This is a genomic window from Arthrobacter sp. NPDC093139 (assembly GCF_044754165.1).
In the GTDB taxonomy this organism is placed as follows: Bacteria; Actinomycetota; Actinomycetes; order Actinomycetales; family Micrococcaceae; genus Arthrobacter.
This window is the reverse complement of record NZ_JBIVOO010000024.1, coordinates 1-17,222: the sequence shown is the minus strand read 5'-3', so window position 1 is coordinate 17,222 and position 17,222 is coordinate 1. Positions and strand designations below refer to the sequence as shown.

Annotated in this window: 14 protein-coding genes and 1 pseudogene; 11 read left to right on the top strand and 4 right to left on the bottom strand. The window is 63.3% G+C overall.

The genetic code is table 11. The features are described from left to right. Positions 1–119: pseudogene (locus tag ACIP90_RS21210) on the bottom strand (inositol-3-phosphate synthase); the annotation flags it as partial. A 511-nt stretch (positions 120–630) separates the two neighbouring features. Between ACIP90_RS21210 and ACIP90_RS21205 the strand changes: the two are divergent. Next, entirely contained in the window at positions 631–2,133 is a 1,503-nt protein-coding gene (locus ACIP90_RS21205) for an MFS transporter (RefSeq protein ID WP_400581714.1), read from the top strand. A gap of 116 nt (positions 2,134–2,249) precedes the next feature. Here ACIP90_RS21205 and ACIP90_RS21200 read toward each other — a convergent pair whose 3' ends face one another. The 3 genes from ACIP90_RS21200 to ACIP90_RS21190 form a co-directional block, all read right to left on the bottom strand. Next, positions 2,250–3,194, bottom strand: coding sequence for a glucose-6-phosphate dehydrogenase assembly protein OpcA (locus ACIP90_RS21200; RefSeq protein WP_400581711.1), 945 nt, complete (start codon positions 3,192–3,194; stop codon positions 2,250–2,252). Next, complete coding sequence (gene zwf, locus ACIP90_RS21195; RefSeq protein WP_400581708.1) at positions 3,191–4,750, bottom strand: glucose-6-phosphate dehydrogenase; 1,560 nt, start codon at positions 4,748–4,750, stop codon at positions 3,191–3,193. Before zwf ends, ACIP90_RS21200 begins: the two co-directional genes overlap by 4 nt. Before the next feature lie 260 nt (positions 4,751–5,010). After that, positions 5,011–5,691 carry a GntR family transcriptional regulator gene (locus ACIP90_RS21190; protein WP_400581706.1) on the bottom strand — a complete coding sequence of 227 codons (681 nt, stop codon included), beginning with the start codon at positions 5,689–5,691 and terminating at the stop codon, positions 5,011–5,013. A gap of 119 nt (positions 5,692–5,810) precedes the next feature. On the opposite strand from ACIP90_RS21190, the gene purU reads away from it, so the two are divergent. From purU to ACIP90_RS21140, 10 genes are all read left to right on the top strand, one after another. Further along, a complete protein-coding gene (gene purU / locus ACIP90_RS21185) occupies positions 5,811–6,728 on the top strand; it encodes a formyltetrahydrofolate deformylase (protein WP_400581704.1) in 918 nt (305 codons plus the stop codon). Between the two features lie 59 nt (positions 6,729–6,787). Then, positions 6,788–9,280 carry an FAD-dependent oxidoreductase gene (locus tag ACIP90_RS21180; protein ID WP_400581701.1) on the top strand — a complete coding sequence of 831 codons (2,493 nt, stop codon included), beginning with the start codon at positions 6,788–6,790 and terminating at the stop codon, positions 9,278–9,280. A gap of 112 nt (positions 9,281–9,392) precedes the next feature. Then, on the top strand, positions 9,393–10,019 hold the full coding sequence (locus ACIP90_RS21175; protein ID WP_400581699.1) for a cyclodeaminase/cyclohydrolase family protein: 627 nt from the start codon (positions 9,393–9,395) through the stop codon (positions 10,017–10,019). Next, positions 10,016–10,894 (top strand): bifunctional 5,10-methylenetetrahydrofolate dehydrogenase/5,10-methenyltetrahydrofolate cyclohydrolase, encoded by an 879-nt coding sequence (locus ACIP90_RS21170; RefSeq protein WP_400581697.1) that lies wholly within the window; start codon positions 10,016–10,018, stop codon positions 10,892–10,894. Before ACIP90_RS21175 ends, ACIP90_RS21170 begins: the two co-directional genes overlap by 4 nt. Before the next feature lie 65 nt (positions 10,895–10,959). After that, positions 10,960–11,190 carry a hypothetical protein gene (locus tag ACIP90_RS21165; protein WP_400581696.1) on the top strand — a complete coding sequence of 77 codons (231 nt, stop codon included), beginning with the start codon at positions 10,960–10,962 and terminating at the stop codon, positions 11,188–11,190. 11 nt (positions 11,191–11,201) lie between these two features. Further along, a complete protein-coding gene (locus ACIP90_RS21160) occupies positions 11,202–13,541 on the top strand; it encodes an FdhF/YdeP family oxidoreductase (RefSeq protein ID WP_400581695.1) in 2,340 nt (779 codons plus the stop codon). Beyond that, the gene (gene folE, locus ACIP90_RS21155; protein WP_400581692.1) at positions 13,534–14,136 is read left to right on the top strand and encodes a GTP cyclohydrolase I FolE; all 603 of its coding nucleotides are present in this window, start codon (positions 13,534–13,536) and stop codon (positions 14,134–14,136) included. The genes ACIP90_RS21160 and folE overlap by 8 nt, the downstream gene beginning before the upstream one ends. A 290-nt stretch (positions 14,137–14,426) precedes the next feature. Next, on the top strand, positions 14,427–15,704 hold the full coding sequence (locus ACIP90_RS21150; RefSeq protein ID WP_400581691.1) for a molybdopterin molybdotransferase MoeA: 1,278 nt from the start codon (positions 14,427–14,429) through the stop codon (positions 15,702–15,704). 39 nt (positions 15,705–15,743) lie between these two features. Then, the gene (gene fdhD, locus ACIP90_RS21145) at positions 15,744–16,625 is read left to right on the top strand and encodes a formate dehydrogenase accessory sulfurtransferase FdhD (RefSeq protein ID WP_400581690.1); all 882 of its coding nucleotides are present in this window, start codon (positions 15,744–15,746) and stop codon (positions 16,623–16,625) included. 10 nt (positions 16,626–16,635) lie between these two features. Next, positions 16,636–17,142, top strand: a complete 507-nt coding sequence (locus ACIP90_RS21140; protein WP_400581689.1) for a molybdenum cofactor biosynthesis protein MoaE — start codon at positions 16,636–16,638, stop codon at positions 17,140–17,142. The last annotated feature ends 80 nt before the right edge of the window (positions 17,143–17,222 follow it).

The following is a 17,222-nucleotide window of genomic DNA, read 5'->3' as shown; positions in this document are numbered from 1 at the left end:
ATCAGACCCGGGATCGTGGCCTGCGGGTCCGCATCCCGGTAATAGTGGACACCCTGGACCAGCGAAGCGGCGCAGTTACCCACCCCGACGATTGCGACACGAATCGGATTTGAAGACACGGAACTCCTTTGAGAAAAGCTGTTGCCGTATCATCATCGCCTCCAGAGCCCAACGGGCACTATCCCATAATTGGACGGTTACGCCTACCCAAACGAATAGGCAGAACCATCTATAGCTACCCGGCGGGCCCAAAGTCATTTTTTTGACACCGGCTGTGAGCTGACGCACGCTGTTGCGTAAACTGAAGCTCGTTGACTACTACGGAACAGTTACGGCGGAACATGAGAGGACCCGGCGTGCTCGCGCATCTCCTGACGAAAACGTGCTTCATGCACATACTCATCGCTGATGAGCCCACTCCCCGGGAGGCGCTAGCTGCACGCAGCCGGGGCCACTCTGCATACCGCCCCTCCGATACCGGCCGCGCACGGCCAGTATGCCAGTAGAACAGCCATAGTCCTGGCCGGCTCCTCCATGGCCCTTGGGTCCGAGCACCAGCCGAACTTGCCCTGGGGCCAGCCGCAGCACTCTGTGTCCGAGTCCCCGCCACATCCAGTAAGGAACCCCTTTATGACAGTCAAAGGTGATGTCACTACCGATCAGAGCAGCAAAGACGGACACTCCCCCAGGCTCAAGGCGTCCGACATCAATGTCGTGGACCAGCGGATGCTTAAAAAGGCCCTCGGCGGCACGGTCGTGGGCAACGCCATGGAGTGGTACGACATCGGTGTGTTCGGCTATCTGATCACCACCATGGGTCCCGCTTTCCTGCCAGAAGCGGACAAGACCGTCCAGACCCTGTTCCTGCTGGGTACGTTCGCGGTCACGTTCATCGCCCGCCCTGTTGGCGGCGTCGTGTTCGGCTGGCTTGGTGACAAGGTAGGGCGCCAGAAGGTGCTTGCCGCGACCCTTATGCTGATGGCGGCCAGCACATTCGCCGTCGGCCTCCTGCCCGGCTATGCACAAATAGGCGCCTGGGCGGCCGTACTGCTGGTGGTCCTCAAACTCCTGCAGGGCTTCTCCACAGGCGGCGAATATGCGGGAGCAACCACCTTCGTGTGCGAATATGCTCCTGACAAGCGTCGCGGCTTCTTCGCCAGTTTCCTGGATATGGGGTCATTCATCGGATTTGCCCTCGGCGCTGCCACGGTTTCTGTCCTGCAGATTACGCTAGGTCAGGCGGCCATGGAGGAATGGGGCTGGAGGCTGCCCTTCCTGGTAGCCGGTCCGCTAGGACTGATCGCACTCTATTTCCGGAACAGGATCGAGGAGTCGCCTCAGTTCCAAGCGGCCCTGGACGCACAGGAGGCAGCCGCCGCCGAAGCCGCCGCCGCCGATCCCGCCAAGGGCCCTGTCGGCATTTTGAAAACCTACTGGCGCCCGATCGTGCTGGCGATGATCCTTGCTGGCGCAGCCAACACCGTTGGATATGCACTGACGTCCTACATGCCGACATACCTGACCGAGTCCAAGGGTTACGACCCGGTCGACGGCACCCTGCTGACCATTCCGGTGCTGCTGGTGATGGCGCTGTGTATCCCGCTCACAGGCAAGCTCTCCGACCGCATCGGTCGGCGCCCGGTGCTGTGGATCGGCGCCGGCAGCACTGTCCTGTTCGCTATGCCTGCATTCGTCCTGATCGGAATCGGAGACGTTTGGTCAACGTTCGCCGGCCTGTCCCTGATCGCCATCCCCGTGGCCTTCTACGTGCCCAACTTGGCCTCCGCCTTGCCTGCCTTGTTCCCCACTTCCGCCCGATACAGCAGCATGGGCATCGCGTACAACTTCTCGGTCGCACTTTTCGGCGGGACAACACCGTTCCTGGTGCAAGGCCTGATCAAGGCGACCGGCGACGACATGGCCCCGGCGTACTACCTGATGGCGACGTCGGTGATCGGCGCGGTAGCCATCCTTTTCCTTCGCGAGTCCGCCCGCCGCCCCCTCCCTGGTTCCATGCCGAGCGTGGACACGGAGGCCGAGGCGCACGAACTCGTCGCCAGCCAGGACCACAACGCCTTGATTGATCTGGACGATATGCCGTTTGGGAAGCGCGCTGAAGTGCCCGTACGGTGACTCCAGGAGTCTGCCCGTAGGCCATTTTCCCTCGTGCCCTGGCCGCCTCTCCACACACAAGAGTGTCCCCGCCGTTGATAACGACGGGGACACTTCCTTTTAAGGCCGCTACCTTCTTACACCAGCGAAAGCTGCGGCATTTCTTCCCAGTCCCGCACCAAATCAAGTGCTCCAAGAGTGAGGCCGAAGACTTCGTCGGGGTCGAGGCGGCGGAGTTCTTCGGCGAGGCAGTCGCGGAGGCTGCGCCGGGGCAGGGAGATGCGTTGGACGGGCTGTCCGGGTTGGGTGAGTTCGGCGACGGAGAGTCCGGGGCGGAAGAGCTGGATGTCGCCGGTGGCTCGGGTGAGGCGGACGCGGCGGATGCCGGTGCCGGCGGGGTCCGCGACGATGGTGACGGGCGCGTCCAGGGACAGCGTGAGCCAGGCCGCGAGGAGGATCGTGGACGGGGAGTCCGAGGCGCCTTCGACCGCGACGGCGGTGACCGGGGAGGAGTCGACCTGGTCCAGCACGGCGGCGAGCTGGATGCGCCAGTTCGTCAGGCGGGTCCAGGCCAGGTCGGTGTCGCCGGCCTTGTAGGTGTTGCGGATGTTTTCCAGCGCGACCTGGGGTTCGGCCTCGTTCGCCGAATCGGTGATGCGCCGGTGCGCGATCTTGCCGATGGAGGTTTCGGAGGCGTTCTTCGGCGCGCCGTGCGGCCACCAGGCCACGATCGGGGCGTCGGGCAGCAGCAGCGCCGCGACTAGGGACTCGCTTTCCTCGGCGAGTTCCCCGAAGCCGCGCAGCACGATCACCTCCGAGGCCCCGGCGTCCCCGCCGACCCGGATCTGGGCGTCGAGCCGGTTCGGGGCGGCAGAGCCGGCGTCGGCGAGCACGATGATCCGGCAGGGGTGTTCCCGGCTGGCCTCGTTCGCGGCCTCGATCGCTTCCTCTTCCAGCCCGGACTTGGTGACGACCACGAGGGTGAGCACCCGGCCCAGCGCGATCACCCCGCCCTGCTCGCGCAGGGACATGATCTTCTTGGAAATCAGAGAGGTGGTGGTGTTCGGAAGATCTACAATCATGGCCTTCTCCAGGTGCGTCCGTCGCGGGCTAGCAGCTCATCAGCCGAGGCCGGGCCCCAGCTGCCGGGGGCGTAAGGCTCGGGCTGTTCGCCCAGCTGCGCCCAGTACTCTTCGAAGGGATCCAGGATCTTCCAGGACAGCTCCACTTCCTCATGCCGCGGGAACAGCGGCGGCTCACCGAGGAGCACGTCCAGGATCAGCCGCTCGTACGCCTCGGGCGAGGATTCGGTGAACGAGTGCCCGTACCCGAAGTCCATCGTCACGTCCCGGACCTCCATCTGCGTGCCCGGGACCTTGGACCCGAACCGGATCGTCGCGCCCTCATCGGGCTGGACCCGGATCACCACCGCGTTCTGCCCGAAGTCATCATCACTGTGGTCACGGAACAACAGGTTCGGCGCCCGCTTGAAGACCACCGCGATCTCGGTGACACGACGGCCCAGCCGCTTGCCCGCGCGCAGGTAGAACGGCACCCCGGACCAGCGCCGGGTGTTGATATCCACCCGGATCGCGGCGAACGTCTCGGTGGTGGAATCGGCGGGGATGCCCTCCTCCTCCAGGTAGCCCTGGACCTGCTCCCCGCCCTGCCAGCCGCCGGCGAACTGCCCGCGCGCCGAATGCGTGGACAAATCCTCCGGCAACCTGACCGCGGCGAGGACCTTTTCCTTCTCTGTGCGCAGATCATCGGCATTAAAGGAAATCGGCTCCTCCATCGCCGTCAAAGCGAGCAGCTGCAGCAGGTGGTTCTGGATCACATCCCGCGCCGCGCCCACCCCGTCGTAATACCCCGCCCGGCCGCCGGTACCGATGTCCTCGGCCATCGTGATCTGCACATGGTCCACATAATTGGCGTTCCACAACGGCTCGAACAACTGGTTCGCGAACCGCAGCGCCAGAATGTTCTGCACCGTCTCCTTGCCCAGGTAATGATCGATCCGGAACACCGCATCCGGCGGGAACACCGACTCCACAATGTCATTCAGCTGCCGCGCCGATTCCAGGTCGTGCCCGAACGGCTTCTCGATCACCACCCGGCGCCACTTCTCACCCTCGGCCTGCGCCAAACCGTGCTTGGAAAGCTGCCGGCAGACCTGCTCGAACGCCTTGGGCGGAATCGAGAGGTAAAACGCGTGGTTGCCGCGCGTGCCGCGCTGCTCATCCAGCTCAGCGATCGTCTCACCAAGCCGCTCAAACGCAGCGTCGTCGTCGAACTCGCCCTGCACGAAACGTATGCCTTCGGAGAGCTGGTTCCACACCGCCTCATCAAACGGCGTCCGCGAATACGAGATCACGGCATCCTTGACCTCCGCGGCGAACTCCGCGTTGTCCCACTGCCGCCGGCCAAAGCCCACCAAGGCAAAGCTGGGCGGCAACAGGCCACGGTTAGCGAGGTCATATACGGCGGGCATGAGCTTCTTGCGCGCAAGGTCACCCGTGACCCCGAAAAGCACGAGCGAAGACGGTCCGGCAATCCGGTTCAACCGGCGATCCCGCGGATCCCGCAACGGGTTCCCGTTCCTGCCTGCTGACCTTCTGCCGTTCAAAGTATCTGGCATGGTTAATTAAGTGCCTTAGCTTTCAGTGGCGGACGCTGCCTGGCCGGCAAACGACGAAACAATCTCCTGTGGCGTGCCCCAGCCATCGACAAGGCATCAAAGGCACTTGGACAGGGGCTGCAGGGCATTGCGCTGGGCAATGCCGATTGCGCCGGCAAGGGCACTGGACCACAGAGATCCTTGCCCTAAGATTGCCACCTGCCCGGGAAGGGATAAACCACCATAAAGAGCGGCCTCACCCGCCCTTTAGGATGGGATGCTCAGGCGGCGAACAGTGCTGTGCGCACGGCCTTCTCAAAGCCATTTACGTGGGTGCGCGCCAGTTCTGCAGCACGGACCTCGTCTTTATCGATCACCGCTTGGAGCAGGTCGACGTGCTCATGGACATGCCGGGAAAGGTCCGGCAGGCGATCCAGGACCATGCACCAGATGCGCGTGGCCAGGTTGTCATAGCGGATCAGCACGTCCTCCAGATGCGGATTCCCCGCCGCAGCATAAATTCCCTGGTGCACGCGGGCGTCCAACTGCAGGGTCTCCACAACTGTCGCGCTCTCCACGTCGAAGGACTCCACGGCAGCCACAATTCGCCGGAGGCGCTCCCGGGCCGCCGCGCTGGCCACCCTGGCAGCACGGGAAGCCGCGAGCGGTTCCAGCTGCGCTCGAATCTCCGAGATGAAGGCGAGGTCCGTGACCTCTACGCGGGTTGCGAACGTGCCGCGCCTAGGATAGGTCACGACGAGCCGGTCCAGTTCCAGCCGCTTCAGGGCTTCCCTTACGGGAGTCCGTCCCACGCCAAGTTCCTTTGCAAGCCCTTCGTCGTATAGCGGCTCACCGGGCTTGATCTCCAGGGTCAGCAGCCTGTCGCGTATCCGTTCGTAGGCCACGTCGGCCAGGGATTTCGAGCCAACGTCCTCGGTCACCGCCAGAGCTTCAAACGCCACCGTACCGCCTCTCCTCTCGGCCAATAGTGACTATTGACCGTGTCCCTGCACCAGTATACGCTGGTCGCCAGTCCTAATATATCAATCAGTTCACCAAGCATATATCTATAGGAGGTCACGTGACCCTGGTGCAGACCACTCAAGAAACACGGCCCGCTCCGCAGGCGGAAGCCTCCGGAGAAGCAGTCACCAGCCGGAAGTTCGTACTCACACTGTCGTGCGTCGAACGTGCCGGCATCGTTCAGGCAGTCACCACGTTCCTGTTTGAGCGCGGATTCAACATCGAGGAGCACCAGCAGTTCGACGACGGCCTCCGCCAGACGCTTCACCTGCGGACCGCTTTTTCCGGGTCGGCAGACTTCGAACCAGCCAGACTCGAAGAGGAGTTCCGTCCCATCGCGGAGCGCTTCGAGATGAAATTCAGCTTTCACGACGAGACCAAAGAGCGCGTTTTGGTGATGGTCTCCAAGTTTGGGCATTGCCTGAATGACCTGATCTTCCGCTGGCGCGGAGGCAGCCTGGGTGGAGAACTTGTCGCCGTCGTTTCCAACCACGAAACACACCGGGCCATGGCGGAGGCCGCCGGCCTTCCCTTCGTGTACATTCCGGTAACTCCTGAGACCAAAGAAGACGCCGAGCGCAGGCTGCTCGAACTGGTCGACGAGTACAACGTGGACCTCGTGGTCCTCGCCCGGTACATGCAGGTGCTTTCCAATGACCTGTGCCGTGCCCTCGAGGGAAGGGCGATCAACATCCACCACTCGTTCCTGCCCGGGTTCAAGGGCGCGCGGCCTTACCACCAGGCCTATGAGCGCGGGGTCAAGCTTGTGGGGGCAACCGCCCACTACGTGACCGCGGACCTTGATGAAGGCCCGATCATCGAGCAGGAAGTCATCCGTGTCGACCATAGCTTTGGGCCGGCCTCCCTCTCAACGGTGGGACAGGATGCAGAGGCGTTGGCGCTGGCACGGGCAGTCCGTTGGCACTGCGAGCACCGTGTCCTGCTGGATCAGTCCAGCACCGTCGTCTTCCGTTGAGATCACCCCGGCACGAGCAGCAACAGCGCACATTCAAAATCAGCAGGAGTAATTAAGAAATGGCATCGACACCACGCATTGTCATCATCGGCGCCGGAATCGTCGGCACTAATGTCGCCGACGAACTGGTGGCCCGCGGTTGGAACAACATCACAGTCCTGGACCAGGGGCCCCTGAACATGCCCGGCGGCTCGACGTCCCACGCCCCCGGGCTGGTCTTCCAGACCAACCCCTCCAAGACCATGACCAGCTTCGCCAAGTACACGGTCGAAAAGCTGCTCTCCCTGAGCGAGGACGGCGTCAGCTGCTTCAACCAGGTGGGCGGCCTGGAAGTTGCAACCACCGAGACCCGCCTCGCGGACCTGAAAAGAAAACTCGGCTACGCCGCATCGTGGGGCATCGAGGGAACCATACTGTCCCCTGCCGAATGTAAGGAGCTTTACCCGCTCCTGAACGAGGAGGACGTTCTCGGCGGTCTCCACGTTCCCAGTGACGGCCTGGCCAGCGCTGCCCGTGCAGTCCAGCTGCTCATCAAGCGGACGGAGGCCGCCGGAGTCAAGTACCTGGGCTCCACCACGGTGACAGGAATACAGCAGACGGACGGGCGGGTCACCGGCGTCGAAACCTCCGAAGGCGTTCTTCCCGCCGATATCGTTATTTCATGCGGTGGATTCTGGGGCGCAAAGATCGGGGCCCTGATCGGCATGGCCGTGCCTCTCCTGCCGCTGGCACACCAGTACGTCAAGACTGCTCCTGTGCCCGCGTTGAAGGGACGCAACGAACTGCCGAACGGCGCCACGCTGCCAATCCTGCGCCACCAGGACCAGGACCTCTACTACCGGGAGCACGGCGAACGCTACGGCATCGGGTCTTACGCCCACCGCCCGATGCCCGTTGACGTCGAGGATCTGGGGACCTTCAGCCCGGAGGCCGTCAACGAACACAACATGCCTTCGCGCCTGGACTTCACCCTGGAAGACTTCCTGCCTGCGTGGGAAGCCTCCAAGCAGCTGCTCCCGGGACTGGCAGAAAGCGAAATCGAGGATGGCTTCAACGGCATCTTCTCCTTCACCCCCGACGGCGGACCGCTCATCGGAGAATCCAAGGAGCTCGACGGCTTCTTCGTGGCAGAGGCCGTATGGGTAACGCACTCCGCCGGCGTGGCGAAGGCGGTGGCGGAACTGCTCACCACCGGCAAGTCAGAAACCGACCTGGGCGAGTGCGACATCACCCGCTTCGAAGACGTCCAGCTCACGCCCGAATACGTCAGCGAGACCTCCCAGCAGAACTTCGTGGAAATCTACGATGTCCTGCACCCGCTCCAGCCCAAGCTCTCCCCGCGAAACCTTCGCGTCAGCCCGTTCCATGCGCGGCAGAAGGAACTGGGCGGCTTTTTCCTGGAAGCCGGAGGCTGGGAACGGCCCTATTGGTTTGAATCCAACGCCGGACTCCTCAAGGAGATGCCCACGGAATGGCTGCCCCCGGCCCGTGACGCATGGGCACAGATGTTCAGTTCCCCGATCGCCGCCGCTGAGGCCTGGAAGACCCGCACGGCGGTGGCCATGTACGATATGACCCCGCTCAAGCGGCTGGAAGTCTCGGGTCCCGGCGCCCTGAAGCTGCTGCAGGAGTTGACCACAGCGGACCTGGACAAGAAGCCGGGGGCCGTCACCTACACACTGCTGCTCGACCACGCCGGTGGCGTGCGGAGTGACATCACCGTTGCACGCCTCAGCGAGGACAGGTTCCAGCTCGGCGCCAACGGCAACATCGACACGGCGTACTTCACCAGGGCTGCGCGGCACCAAACCCAAAGCGGCTCAGCCACCGACTGGGTCCAGGTCCGGGACACCACAGGCGGCACGTGCTGCATCGGGCTCTGGGGCCCGCTGGCCCGCGACCTGGTCAGCGGCATTAGCGATGACGACTTCTCCAACGACGGTCTCCGGTACTTCCGGGCAAAGGAAGTTGTCATCGGTGGAGTTCCGGTCACGGCCATGCGTCTCTCCTACGTCGGGGAACTGGGCTGGGAGCTTTACACGAGCGCCGAATACGGTCAGCGGCTCTGGGATGTGCTCTGGAAGGCCGGGCAGCCGTTCGGCGTCATCGCTGCCGGACGTGCGGCCTTCAGTTCCCTGCGCCTGGAAAAGGGATACCGCTCGTGGGGCGCGGACATGACCACCGAACATGACCCGTTTGAGGCGGGTCTCGCCTTCGCCGTGAAGATGTCCAAGGACAGCTTTATCGGCAAGGGTGCACTCGAAGGCCGCACGGAGGAAGGTTCCTCCCGCAGGCTGCGGTGCCTCACCATCGACGACGGCCGGTCCATCGTCCTGGGCAAGGAACCCGTGTACTACAAGGAGCAAGCGGTCGGCTATGTGACCAGCGCGGCCTACGGCTACACCATCGCCAAGCCGATCGCCTACGCCTACCTTCCGGCAGCCGTTTCCGTCGGCGATTCTGTCGAAATCGAATACTTCGGACGACGTATCAGGGCCACTGTTACTGAAGAGCCTCTGTACGACCCGAAAATGACCAGGCTCCGCGGCTAACCAGCCGTCGGGCCCCTTGGGGGCGCGCGGCCCGGACCCCTCCTCGCAACGGGAGCCGGGCTGCGCGCATCCCCTTCCCGCCCTCAGCATCAACCAGCCCAGGAATGGACAAATGATCGGTTCAGAAACACTTAATGACTACCTCGGCAGGCTTGCCTCGCGGAACCCCACGCCGGGTGGCGGTGCGGCCGCGGCGCTGCACGCAGCGCAGGGAGCGGCCCTGGTGGCCATGGTGGCAAGATTCAGCACCGGCGGGAAGTATGAGCAGCACGGACAAACAACGTCCAGAATCATTTCCGCCGCCGACCATCTCATTGACGAGGCGCTGCGGCTGGCCGACGCCGATGAAGTCGCCTTCGCAGATGTGATTGCCTCTTACAAGCTGCCCGCCACGAACGACTCGGAACGTGAGACACGTGCAGCCGCCATACAGAATGCACTCGTTCAGGCTGCTCAGCCGCCCGCCCAGCTGATCAAGCTGTCGGGCGCCGTGGTGGAACTCGCCGCGGAACTTCTGGACATTGCCAACCCCAATGTCATCAGTGACATTGCCGCAGCCGCCGACGCGGCCAGGGCGGCTGCCACCACCGCGCGCGTCAACATAGACATCAACGTCGTCGCGATAAAGGACACGCGCGCGCGTGCCGCGCTGGCCGAACAAACTGACGGCCTTGAAGAAAAAGTCGTGCTGGCCGCTGACTCGCTCTCACAGCACGTACGCGAAAGGATCCTCCGATGACGGCATCTGTACTCTCCGGCAAGCCCCTCGCCAAGCTAATACAGCAACAGGCCCAGGCAGAAGCCAAAGCACTGGCAGAAGAGGGCTTACGCCCGACCCTCGCCGTCGTAGTCGCCACCGAGGACAGCTCGACCCACTGGTACGTGCGATCCATCGAGCGCGCCTCGGAAAGTGCCGGCATCGAGTGCAGGATTATCGACCTCGGCCAGGACGCTACAGAGCAGGTCCTCGTTGCGGTGCTGAAAGACCTCAGTGCGGAGCCTTCCGTCAATGGAATCATCCTGCAGACTCCGCTGCCCCCAAGCGTCAGAAGTCAGGAGCTGGTCAGGCACATCGACCCGGCAAAAGACATCGATGGCGCTAACCCTTTGAGCCTGGGACTCCTTACTGTCGGTCAACGTGCTTTCGCCCCGGCTACTGCGCGCGCGGTAATAGAAATGCTTGACCACTTCAACATCCCGGTAGCCGGCCGCAGTGTGGTGGTGGTGGGGCGTTCAGCCGTGGTTGGCAAGCCGCTGTCCCTCCTGCTGCTGCAGAAGGACGCCACCACGACCGTTTGCCACTCGCGGTCAGGCCCTCTGGAGAAGTACACCAAAACTGCCGACGTTGTGGTTGTTGCTGCCGGTCGCACCGGACTGCTCACCGGGACTGACGTTTCTGACCACTCTGTAGTCATCGACGTAGGCACCAATGTGCTTTCCGACGGCTCGCTCGTCGGCGATGTCGACGAAGCCAGCGTCCAGGCCGTTGCTTCTGCGCTGACACCGGTCCCGGGTGGCGTCGGCTCAGTCACCACATCACTGCTTCTTCTCCATACCGCCGAAGCGGCGCGGGAACAGTCGCACGCAGCCCCGGTGCCAGCACTCACACAATGACGGGGACGGCAATGGCACGCCGCCCGGCGCCACATCCTACCGCCACACACACCTGCACAAAGGTCGTGGCAGACTGGACCGCTCTCATCCCGGGCGACTTCGTCACAGTCCTGGAAGCGTACACAGTCCCGCACAGCGGCTGGATCGATGACGTGACCGAGGATGGCACCATCATCTGGCTGGTTCTGGCCTTCGGCCGTGGCCGCCGCATGTTCTTCCGCAATGACGGTGACGTCATCACGGTCGAGGTCCCCCAGGCACCAGTTGGTGAGCATGAAACGTCCGCACAGATTTGAAGGAAGAGCCAATGGCCTCTAAAGCCCCCCGCGAGAACATCGATGAGTCAAAGCTGACTGTCGGCAAACCCAAAACCAAGGCTGTGGGCATTCCCGCGGTGGCCAATGCGCTGAAGATATCCCTTGAGCAAATGGGCCCGCTCCGGAGCGTGCAGACTCTTTTGGCGGTCAACCAGGTCGACGGCTTTGACTGTATGGGCTGCGCGTGGCCGGAGCACGAGAAGCGCAACGCAGCGGAATTCTGTGAGAACGGCGCCAAGGCCGTAGCGGAGGAGGCCACACGCCGCCGCGTCACGCCGGAATTCTTCGCCAGGCATTCCATTGCCGAGTTGAAGACACGTGATGACTACTGGCTTGGACAGCAGGGCAGGCTTACCCACCCGATGGTCCTGGATGAGGGCGCAACCCACTACCGGCCCATCGAGTGGGACGACGCCCTGGAAATGATCGCGCAGGAACTCCGGGGCATGGACCACCCTGACCAGAGCGTCTTCTATACCTCCGGGAGGACGTCCAACGAGGCTGCGTTTGTGTACCAGTTGCTGGTGCGGGGCGTGGGCACGAACAACCTCCCGGACTGTTCGAACATGTGCCACGAGTCTTCCGGATCGGCCCTGGTCGAGACCATCGGCATTGGCAAAGGATCGGTCAGCCTCACCGATCTGGAAACGGCGTCCCTGATCTTGGTGGCCGGCCAGAATCCGGGCACAAATCACCCTCGCATGCTCAGTGCGCTGGAAAAGGCCAAGAAAAACGGCGCCGCCATCGTATCCATCAATCCACTCCCCGAGGCCGGACTGCTGCATTTCGAGAACCCGCAGACCATCTCCGGCACGCTGATTGGCACCCAGCTGACTGACGATTTCCTTCAGATCCGGGCCGGTGGCGACCAGGCACTCTTCCAAGGACTGGGCAAATACCTCCTGGAAGCAGAACGTGCAGGCCGGAACACCCCGGGCCTGGCAACCGTTTTGGACCACGACTTCATCGAAAACCACACTGTCGGCCTCGAGTCCTACCTCTCACAGTTGGACCAGGTCCGCTGGGAGGACATCATCGAGGCCAGCGGCCTCACCATGGAACAGATCGCGGCCACCGGAGAACGCCTCCTGGTATCAAACTCCACCATTGTCTGCTGGGCGATGGGCCTGACCCAGCACAAGCACTCGGTGCCCACCCTCCGTGACGTCGTCAACGTCCTGCTGCTGCAGGGCAACATCGGAAAGCCCGGAGCCGGGGTGTGCCCCGTCCGGGGACACTCCAACGTCCAGGGCGACCGCACCATGGGCATCTTCGAACGGATGCCGGAGAGCTTCCACGACAGACTCGACCAGGAGTTCCAGTTCCGTTCACCCCGGGCCCACGGCTACGACACCGTCGCCGCGATCCGGGCCATGCGGGACGGCAAGGTCCGGCTATTCGTGGGCATGGGAGGGAACTTCGTCCGTGCAGCTCCGGACTCGGATGTCACCGAAGAGGCCCTGGCCAATACCCGCCTGACGGTCCAGATTTCAACGAAACTGAACCACTCGCACCTGGCAACAGGAAAACGCGCCCTGATTCTCCCGACGCTCGGCCGTACGGAAAGGGATACCCAACGGTCCGGTGACCAAAGGGTGACCGTGGAGGATTCAATGAGCGCCGTTCATGCATCCCGCGGAAGGCTTAAGCCCGCCAGCGAACACCTGATGTCCGAGGTCGCCATCGTCTGCAACCTCGCCCACAAGGTGTTCACGGACGCCTCCGGCCTCCCCCTCCCCAACGCGCCAGTAGCTGACTGGCTCTCGCTCGGGGACGATTATTCCCTGATCAGGAGGCACATCGAAGCTGTCATCGACGGCTTCGAGAATTTCGAGGAGAAAATTCAGAACCCCGGCGGTTTCGTTCTGCCCCACCCACCACGGGATACAAGGGAATTCAAAACCCAGTCCGGCAAGGCGCACTTCACGTCGAATGCCCTGGAGTACCTTCGGGTCCCAGCCGGCCGGCTGATCCTGCAAACACTGCGTTCACACGACCAGTACAACACCACCATCTACGGCAAGGACGACCGATACCGTGGAATCTACGGCGGCCGGCGGGTAGTCCTGGTCAACGAGGAGGACATAGCCGAGATGGGCTACGCGGACGGGGACATGGTCGATCTGGTCTCAGAGTTCCGTGGAACAGAACGCCGGGCGGAGAATTTCCGCATCGTGTCCTACTCCACGCCCAAGGGCTGCGCAGCCTCCTACTACCCGGAAACGAATGTGCTGGTGCCCCTGGACTCCGTGGCGGACACCAGCGGAACCCCGACGTCCAAGTCCGTCATTGTCAGGCTGGAGCCGGTGGGAGCGAACACGCATGCATGAGGCTACTGAGGTGGGACTGCCCACCAAGGGCGTGGACCTCCCACGCGCGGAGCGGGCGGTCCGTGAGTTCCTCCTTGCCGTGGGCGAGGACCCTGACAGGCCTGGCCTGGCTGAGACTCCGGCGCGGGTGGCCCGCGCCGCTGTGGAAATGTACGGTGGCCTTCACGAGGATCCCATCTCAGTACTTGATAAGACGTTCGACCTCGGGCATGAGGAACTGGTCCTCGTTAAAGACATTCCTTTCTACTCCACCTGCGAGCACCACCTGGTTCCCTTCCACGGAGTGGCGCACGTTGGATATATCCCGTCGGCCGAGGGACTGGTAACAGGTCTCAGCAAACTGGCCAGGCTGGTGGATGCCTTCGCGCGGAGACCGCAGGTGCAGGAACGGCTGACGACCGAGGTGGTGGATGCTCTCGTCTCTGCCCTACGGCCGCTTGGGGCGATTGTCGTGGTGGAATGTGAACACCTCTGTATGTCCATGAGGGGAATCAGGAAGCCGGGAGCTAAAACCATTACCTCCGCAGTAAGGGGAGAGTTGCGCTTACCGGCAGCCCGCGCGGAAGCGCTCAGCCTCATCATGGGCCGTCCGTGAAATTCTGAACGGAGACCTTCCGCTTGATATATCTTTAGGATATATTTGGAATATCAAATCGCGGTTCGGCTTCTTCCGCTGCGGACAGTCCGCCTGGCTGGAAGCTCCTGCCGGACGCCCGCCCGGATTCCAGCCGGGTGACGAGGTTGCAGAGCAGCTTCATGGAATGCGATGTCGTTTCCCGTAAACGGTGTTTCGGTTGGCCTGAAAACCTGGGGAGGTAAGCGCCGAAACACCGCTTTCGGGAAACGAACGGATAGAAAACCACTTCAGCAACGAGGGAACGACCAGTGCTAGCTCAAGCCCTTCCAACTGCCGGCACACAGGCCGAGGACGGCGGGCGGGCCGCGGACCGGGAACACACCTGGGTGGAAGCCCGCCGCTTGGCTTTTGACTGCGCCTCGCCCCTCGGACCAGAGCGGGTCCCACTCGGTGACGCGAACGGAAGAACTCTGGCGGCCGACGTCACAGCGCTTCAGGAGATGCCGCACTACGCCTCGTCCGCAATGGACGGCTGGACGGTCAATGGTCCCGGCCCATGGGTGCTGACGGAACCAGGGAACCCCCTCGGTGACGGGCAGGCCAGCCCTGTCGTCACCGGCGGAGTAATCGCTCCGGGGGCCGAAGCTGTGCTCCGGGTGGAGAGCGGACGGCTTACGACCAATGCGGCCGGCCAGCCCACGCTGATGGTGGCCGAGGGCGCATCACCCGGTGAACCTCGTCATGGCCAGCACATCCGCGTGTCGGGCGAGGAAGCGGCAGCAGGTGAAGTCCTCATCGCCACAGGAACCACCTTGAACCCTGCCCACATCGCCCTGGCCGCCGTCGCCGGCTTCGACCAGCTGGACGTGCAGCGCAAGCCGCTGATCAAAATGTTGGTCACTGGCTCAGAGGTGGTCACGGCCAGAGTCCCGGCCCCGGGACAGGTCAGGGACGCTTTCGGGCCGCAGCTCAGCACAGTCATCCAGATGCTCGGGGGTATACCGGGGCCGCTGGTCCGCATCGGGGACTCCTATGAGGAATGGCTGACAGCACTGGGTGCCGCTGAACCGCCGATGGGGCCCTGGCCTGAGGTGATCGTTACCACAGGCGGCACGGGGCGCTCCGGCGCCGACCATTTCCGGGCTGCCACGGCCGCCCTCGGCGGACGGCTCCTCATTGATGGCATCGCCATGCGGCCCGGCCACCCGGCCGCCTTGGCCAAACTGCCCAATGGGCGTTTCGTCATCGGACTCCCCGGCAACCCGCTGGCCGCCCTCATGGCCCTGTTCACCATTGGCGCTCCGCTACTGGCCGCACTGGGCCACCAGCCCCTGCCCGACATCAGCCGGCTGCCGTGCGGCACGGTCATCGATGCCCACGCGGCATCCACACGGCTCATGCCCTTCCGTTGGGTCAATGGCCGGGCGACTCCGGCCCACTACACCGGACCCGGCATGATGCGCGGCCTGGCCTCCGCCGACGGTGTCATGGTGGTCCCGTCGCGCGGCGTTCAGTTAGGGGAGCCGGTTCCGGTATTCGCGCTCCCGTGGCGGCCAGAGCTGCAAAACGCACCGGCATGGCGATGAGGATCATATGAGGACCAACAGGCGAGGAGTGTTCACGACGTGGCACGCATGACGCAACGGCGAAAGGTCCACCGGTACCTCCTGGATGGCTCCGCGGCCGCCATTGAATACCCCGTGCGCCTCAGGGAGGACGTGCTGGCGGCCGAGGAACCGCTGGAAATACGCTTCGGCAACATGTCCTTTGCTGTGACCATGCGAACACCCGGGGACGACTTTGACCTCGTCGCCGGTTTTCTCGTCTCTGAAGGCATCATCAGCAACCAGTCGGATCTCGTGTCACTCCGCTTTTGCGCGGGCGAGGATGAAGACGGCAGACAAACCTTCAACGTCGTCGAGGCCCAGTTCCGTCACGGTTTGACCCTGCCGGATACCGGCCGGCACATTTACACCTCCAGCTCGTGCGGCATCTGCGGCAGCACATCCATCGAAGCCGTTCGCAAGACCCTCACAGTCAGCCCTCGGGATGACCAGCTGCGCGTGCCGGTTAACGTACTGGCGCGGCTCCCCGAACAGTTGCGGGAAGCTCAGGCGCTGTTCGATAAAACCGGAGGCGTCCACGCGGCAGGGTTGTTCAGAATCACCGACAGCGATGAAGCCGAACTGTTGTGCCTCCGCGAGGACGTGGGCCGCCACAATGCCGTGGACAAGGTGGTCGGGTGGGCTCTGCGCGAAGGGCTTCTGCCCTTGCGCGGTACTCTCCTGCAGGTCTCGGGCAGGGCGTCATTTGAGCTGGTTCAGAAGGCCGCCCTCGCCGGCATTCCGGTTTTGGCGGCGGTCAGCGCACCCTCGAGCCTGGCAGCGGACCTTGCTGCCGAAACCGGCGTTACCCTGGTGGGTTTCAGCCGGGGCCGGAGCCTCAATGTGTATGTGGGCGAGGAACGGGTCACGATCCCGGAAACCGACACCGGTGCGAACATCTGAAAGGAAACCAGTGGCTGATTTTGAAGTAATCGGGGCCGCCCTTACCGCCGATCCTATCTCCGAGGACGATGCCATTGCCGCGGTCGAAGGTGCCGAGGCGGGCGCCGTTGTCAGCTTCCGGGGCGTTGTCCGCAACCACGACGGCGGCAAGGCCGTCGAGCGGCTGAGCTACACCGCGCATCCCACTGCGTCCAAGGCGATGTTGGAGGTCGTGGCCACTCTTCGCGGGGAACACCCGGAGGAGACCGGCCACCCCGTCCGCATTTGGGCGGCCCACCGCGTTGGCGACCTGAAGGTCGGCGACGTGGCCCTGGTGTGCGCCGTAGCGGCCGCTCACCGTCGTCAGGCGTTCACCATCTGTTCCGAACTGGTGGACCGCATCAAGGCCGGGGTACCGATCTGGAAGCAACAGCTCTTTAGCGACGGCTCGGTCGAATGGGTTGGCGCGAACGAGCCGATGTTCCGCCGCACACGCAGGCCCGACACCCAAACCAGGGCCGAAAAACTTCCTTCGTAACTGTCAAGTAATCAATAAATTAGGAGAAAGATGACTTCGAACATCTCTGCGCCTGCCGTGTCCACGACACAGTCCGGTGC

Coding starts and splice junctions, on each gene's coding strand:
- ACIP90_RS21205 (WP_400581714.1), top strand. CDS start 631: ATGACAGTCAAAGGTGATGTCACTACCGATCAGAGCAGCAAAGACGGA.
- ACIP90_RS21200 (WP_400581711.1), bottom strand. CDS start 3,194: ATGATTGTAGATCTTCCGAACACCACCACCTCTCTGATTTCCAAGAAG.
- zwf (WP_400581708.1), bottom strand. CDS start 4,750: ATGCCAGATACTTTGAACGGCAGAAGGTCAGCAGGCAGGAACGGGAAC.
- ACIP90_RS21180 (WP_400581701.1), top strand. CDS start 6,788: ATGGCATCGACACCACGCATTGTCATCATCGGCGCCGGAATCGTCGGC.
- ACIP90_RS21175 (WP_400581699.1), top strand. CDS start 9,393: ATGATCGGTTCAGAAACACTTAATGACTACCTCGGCAGGCTTGCCTCG.
- ACIP90_RS21170 (WP_400581697.1), top strand. CDS start 10,016: ATGACGGCATCTGTACTCTCCGGCAAGCCCCTCGCCAAGCTAATACAG.
- ACIP90_RS21160 (WP_400581695.1), top strand. CDS start 11,202: ATGGCCTCTAAAGCCCCCCGCGAGAACATCGATGAGTCAAAGCTGACT.
- folE (WP_400581692.1), top strand. CDS start 13,534: ATGCATGAGGCTACTGAGGTGGGACTGCCCACCAAGGGCGTGGACCTC.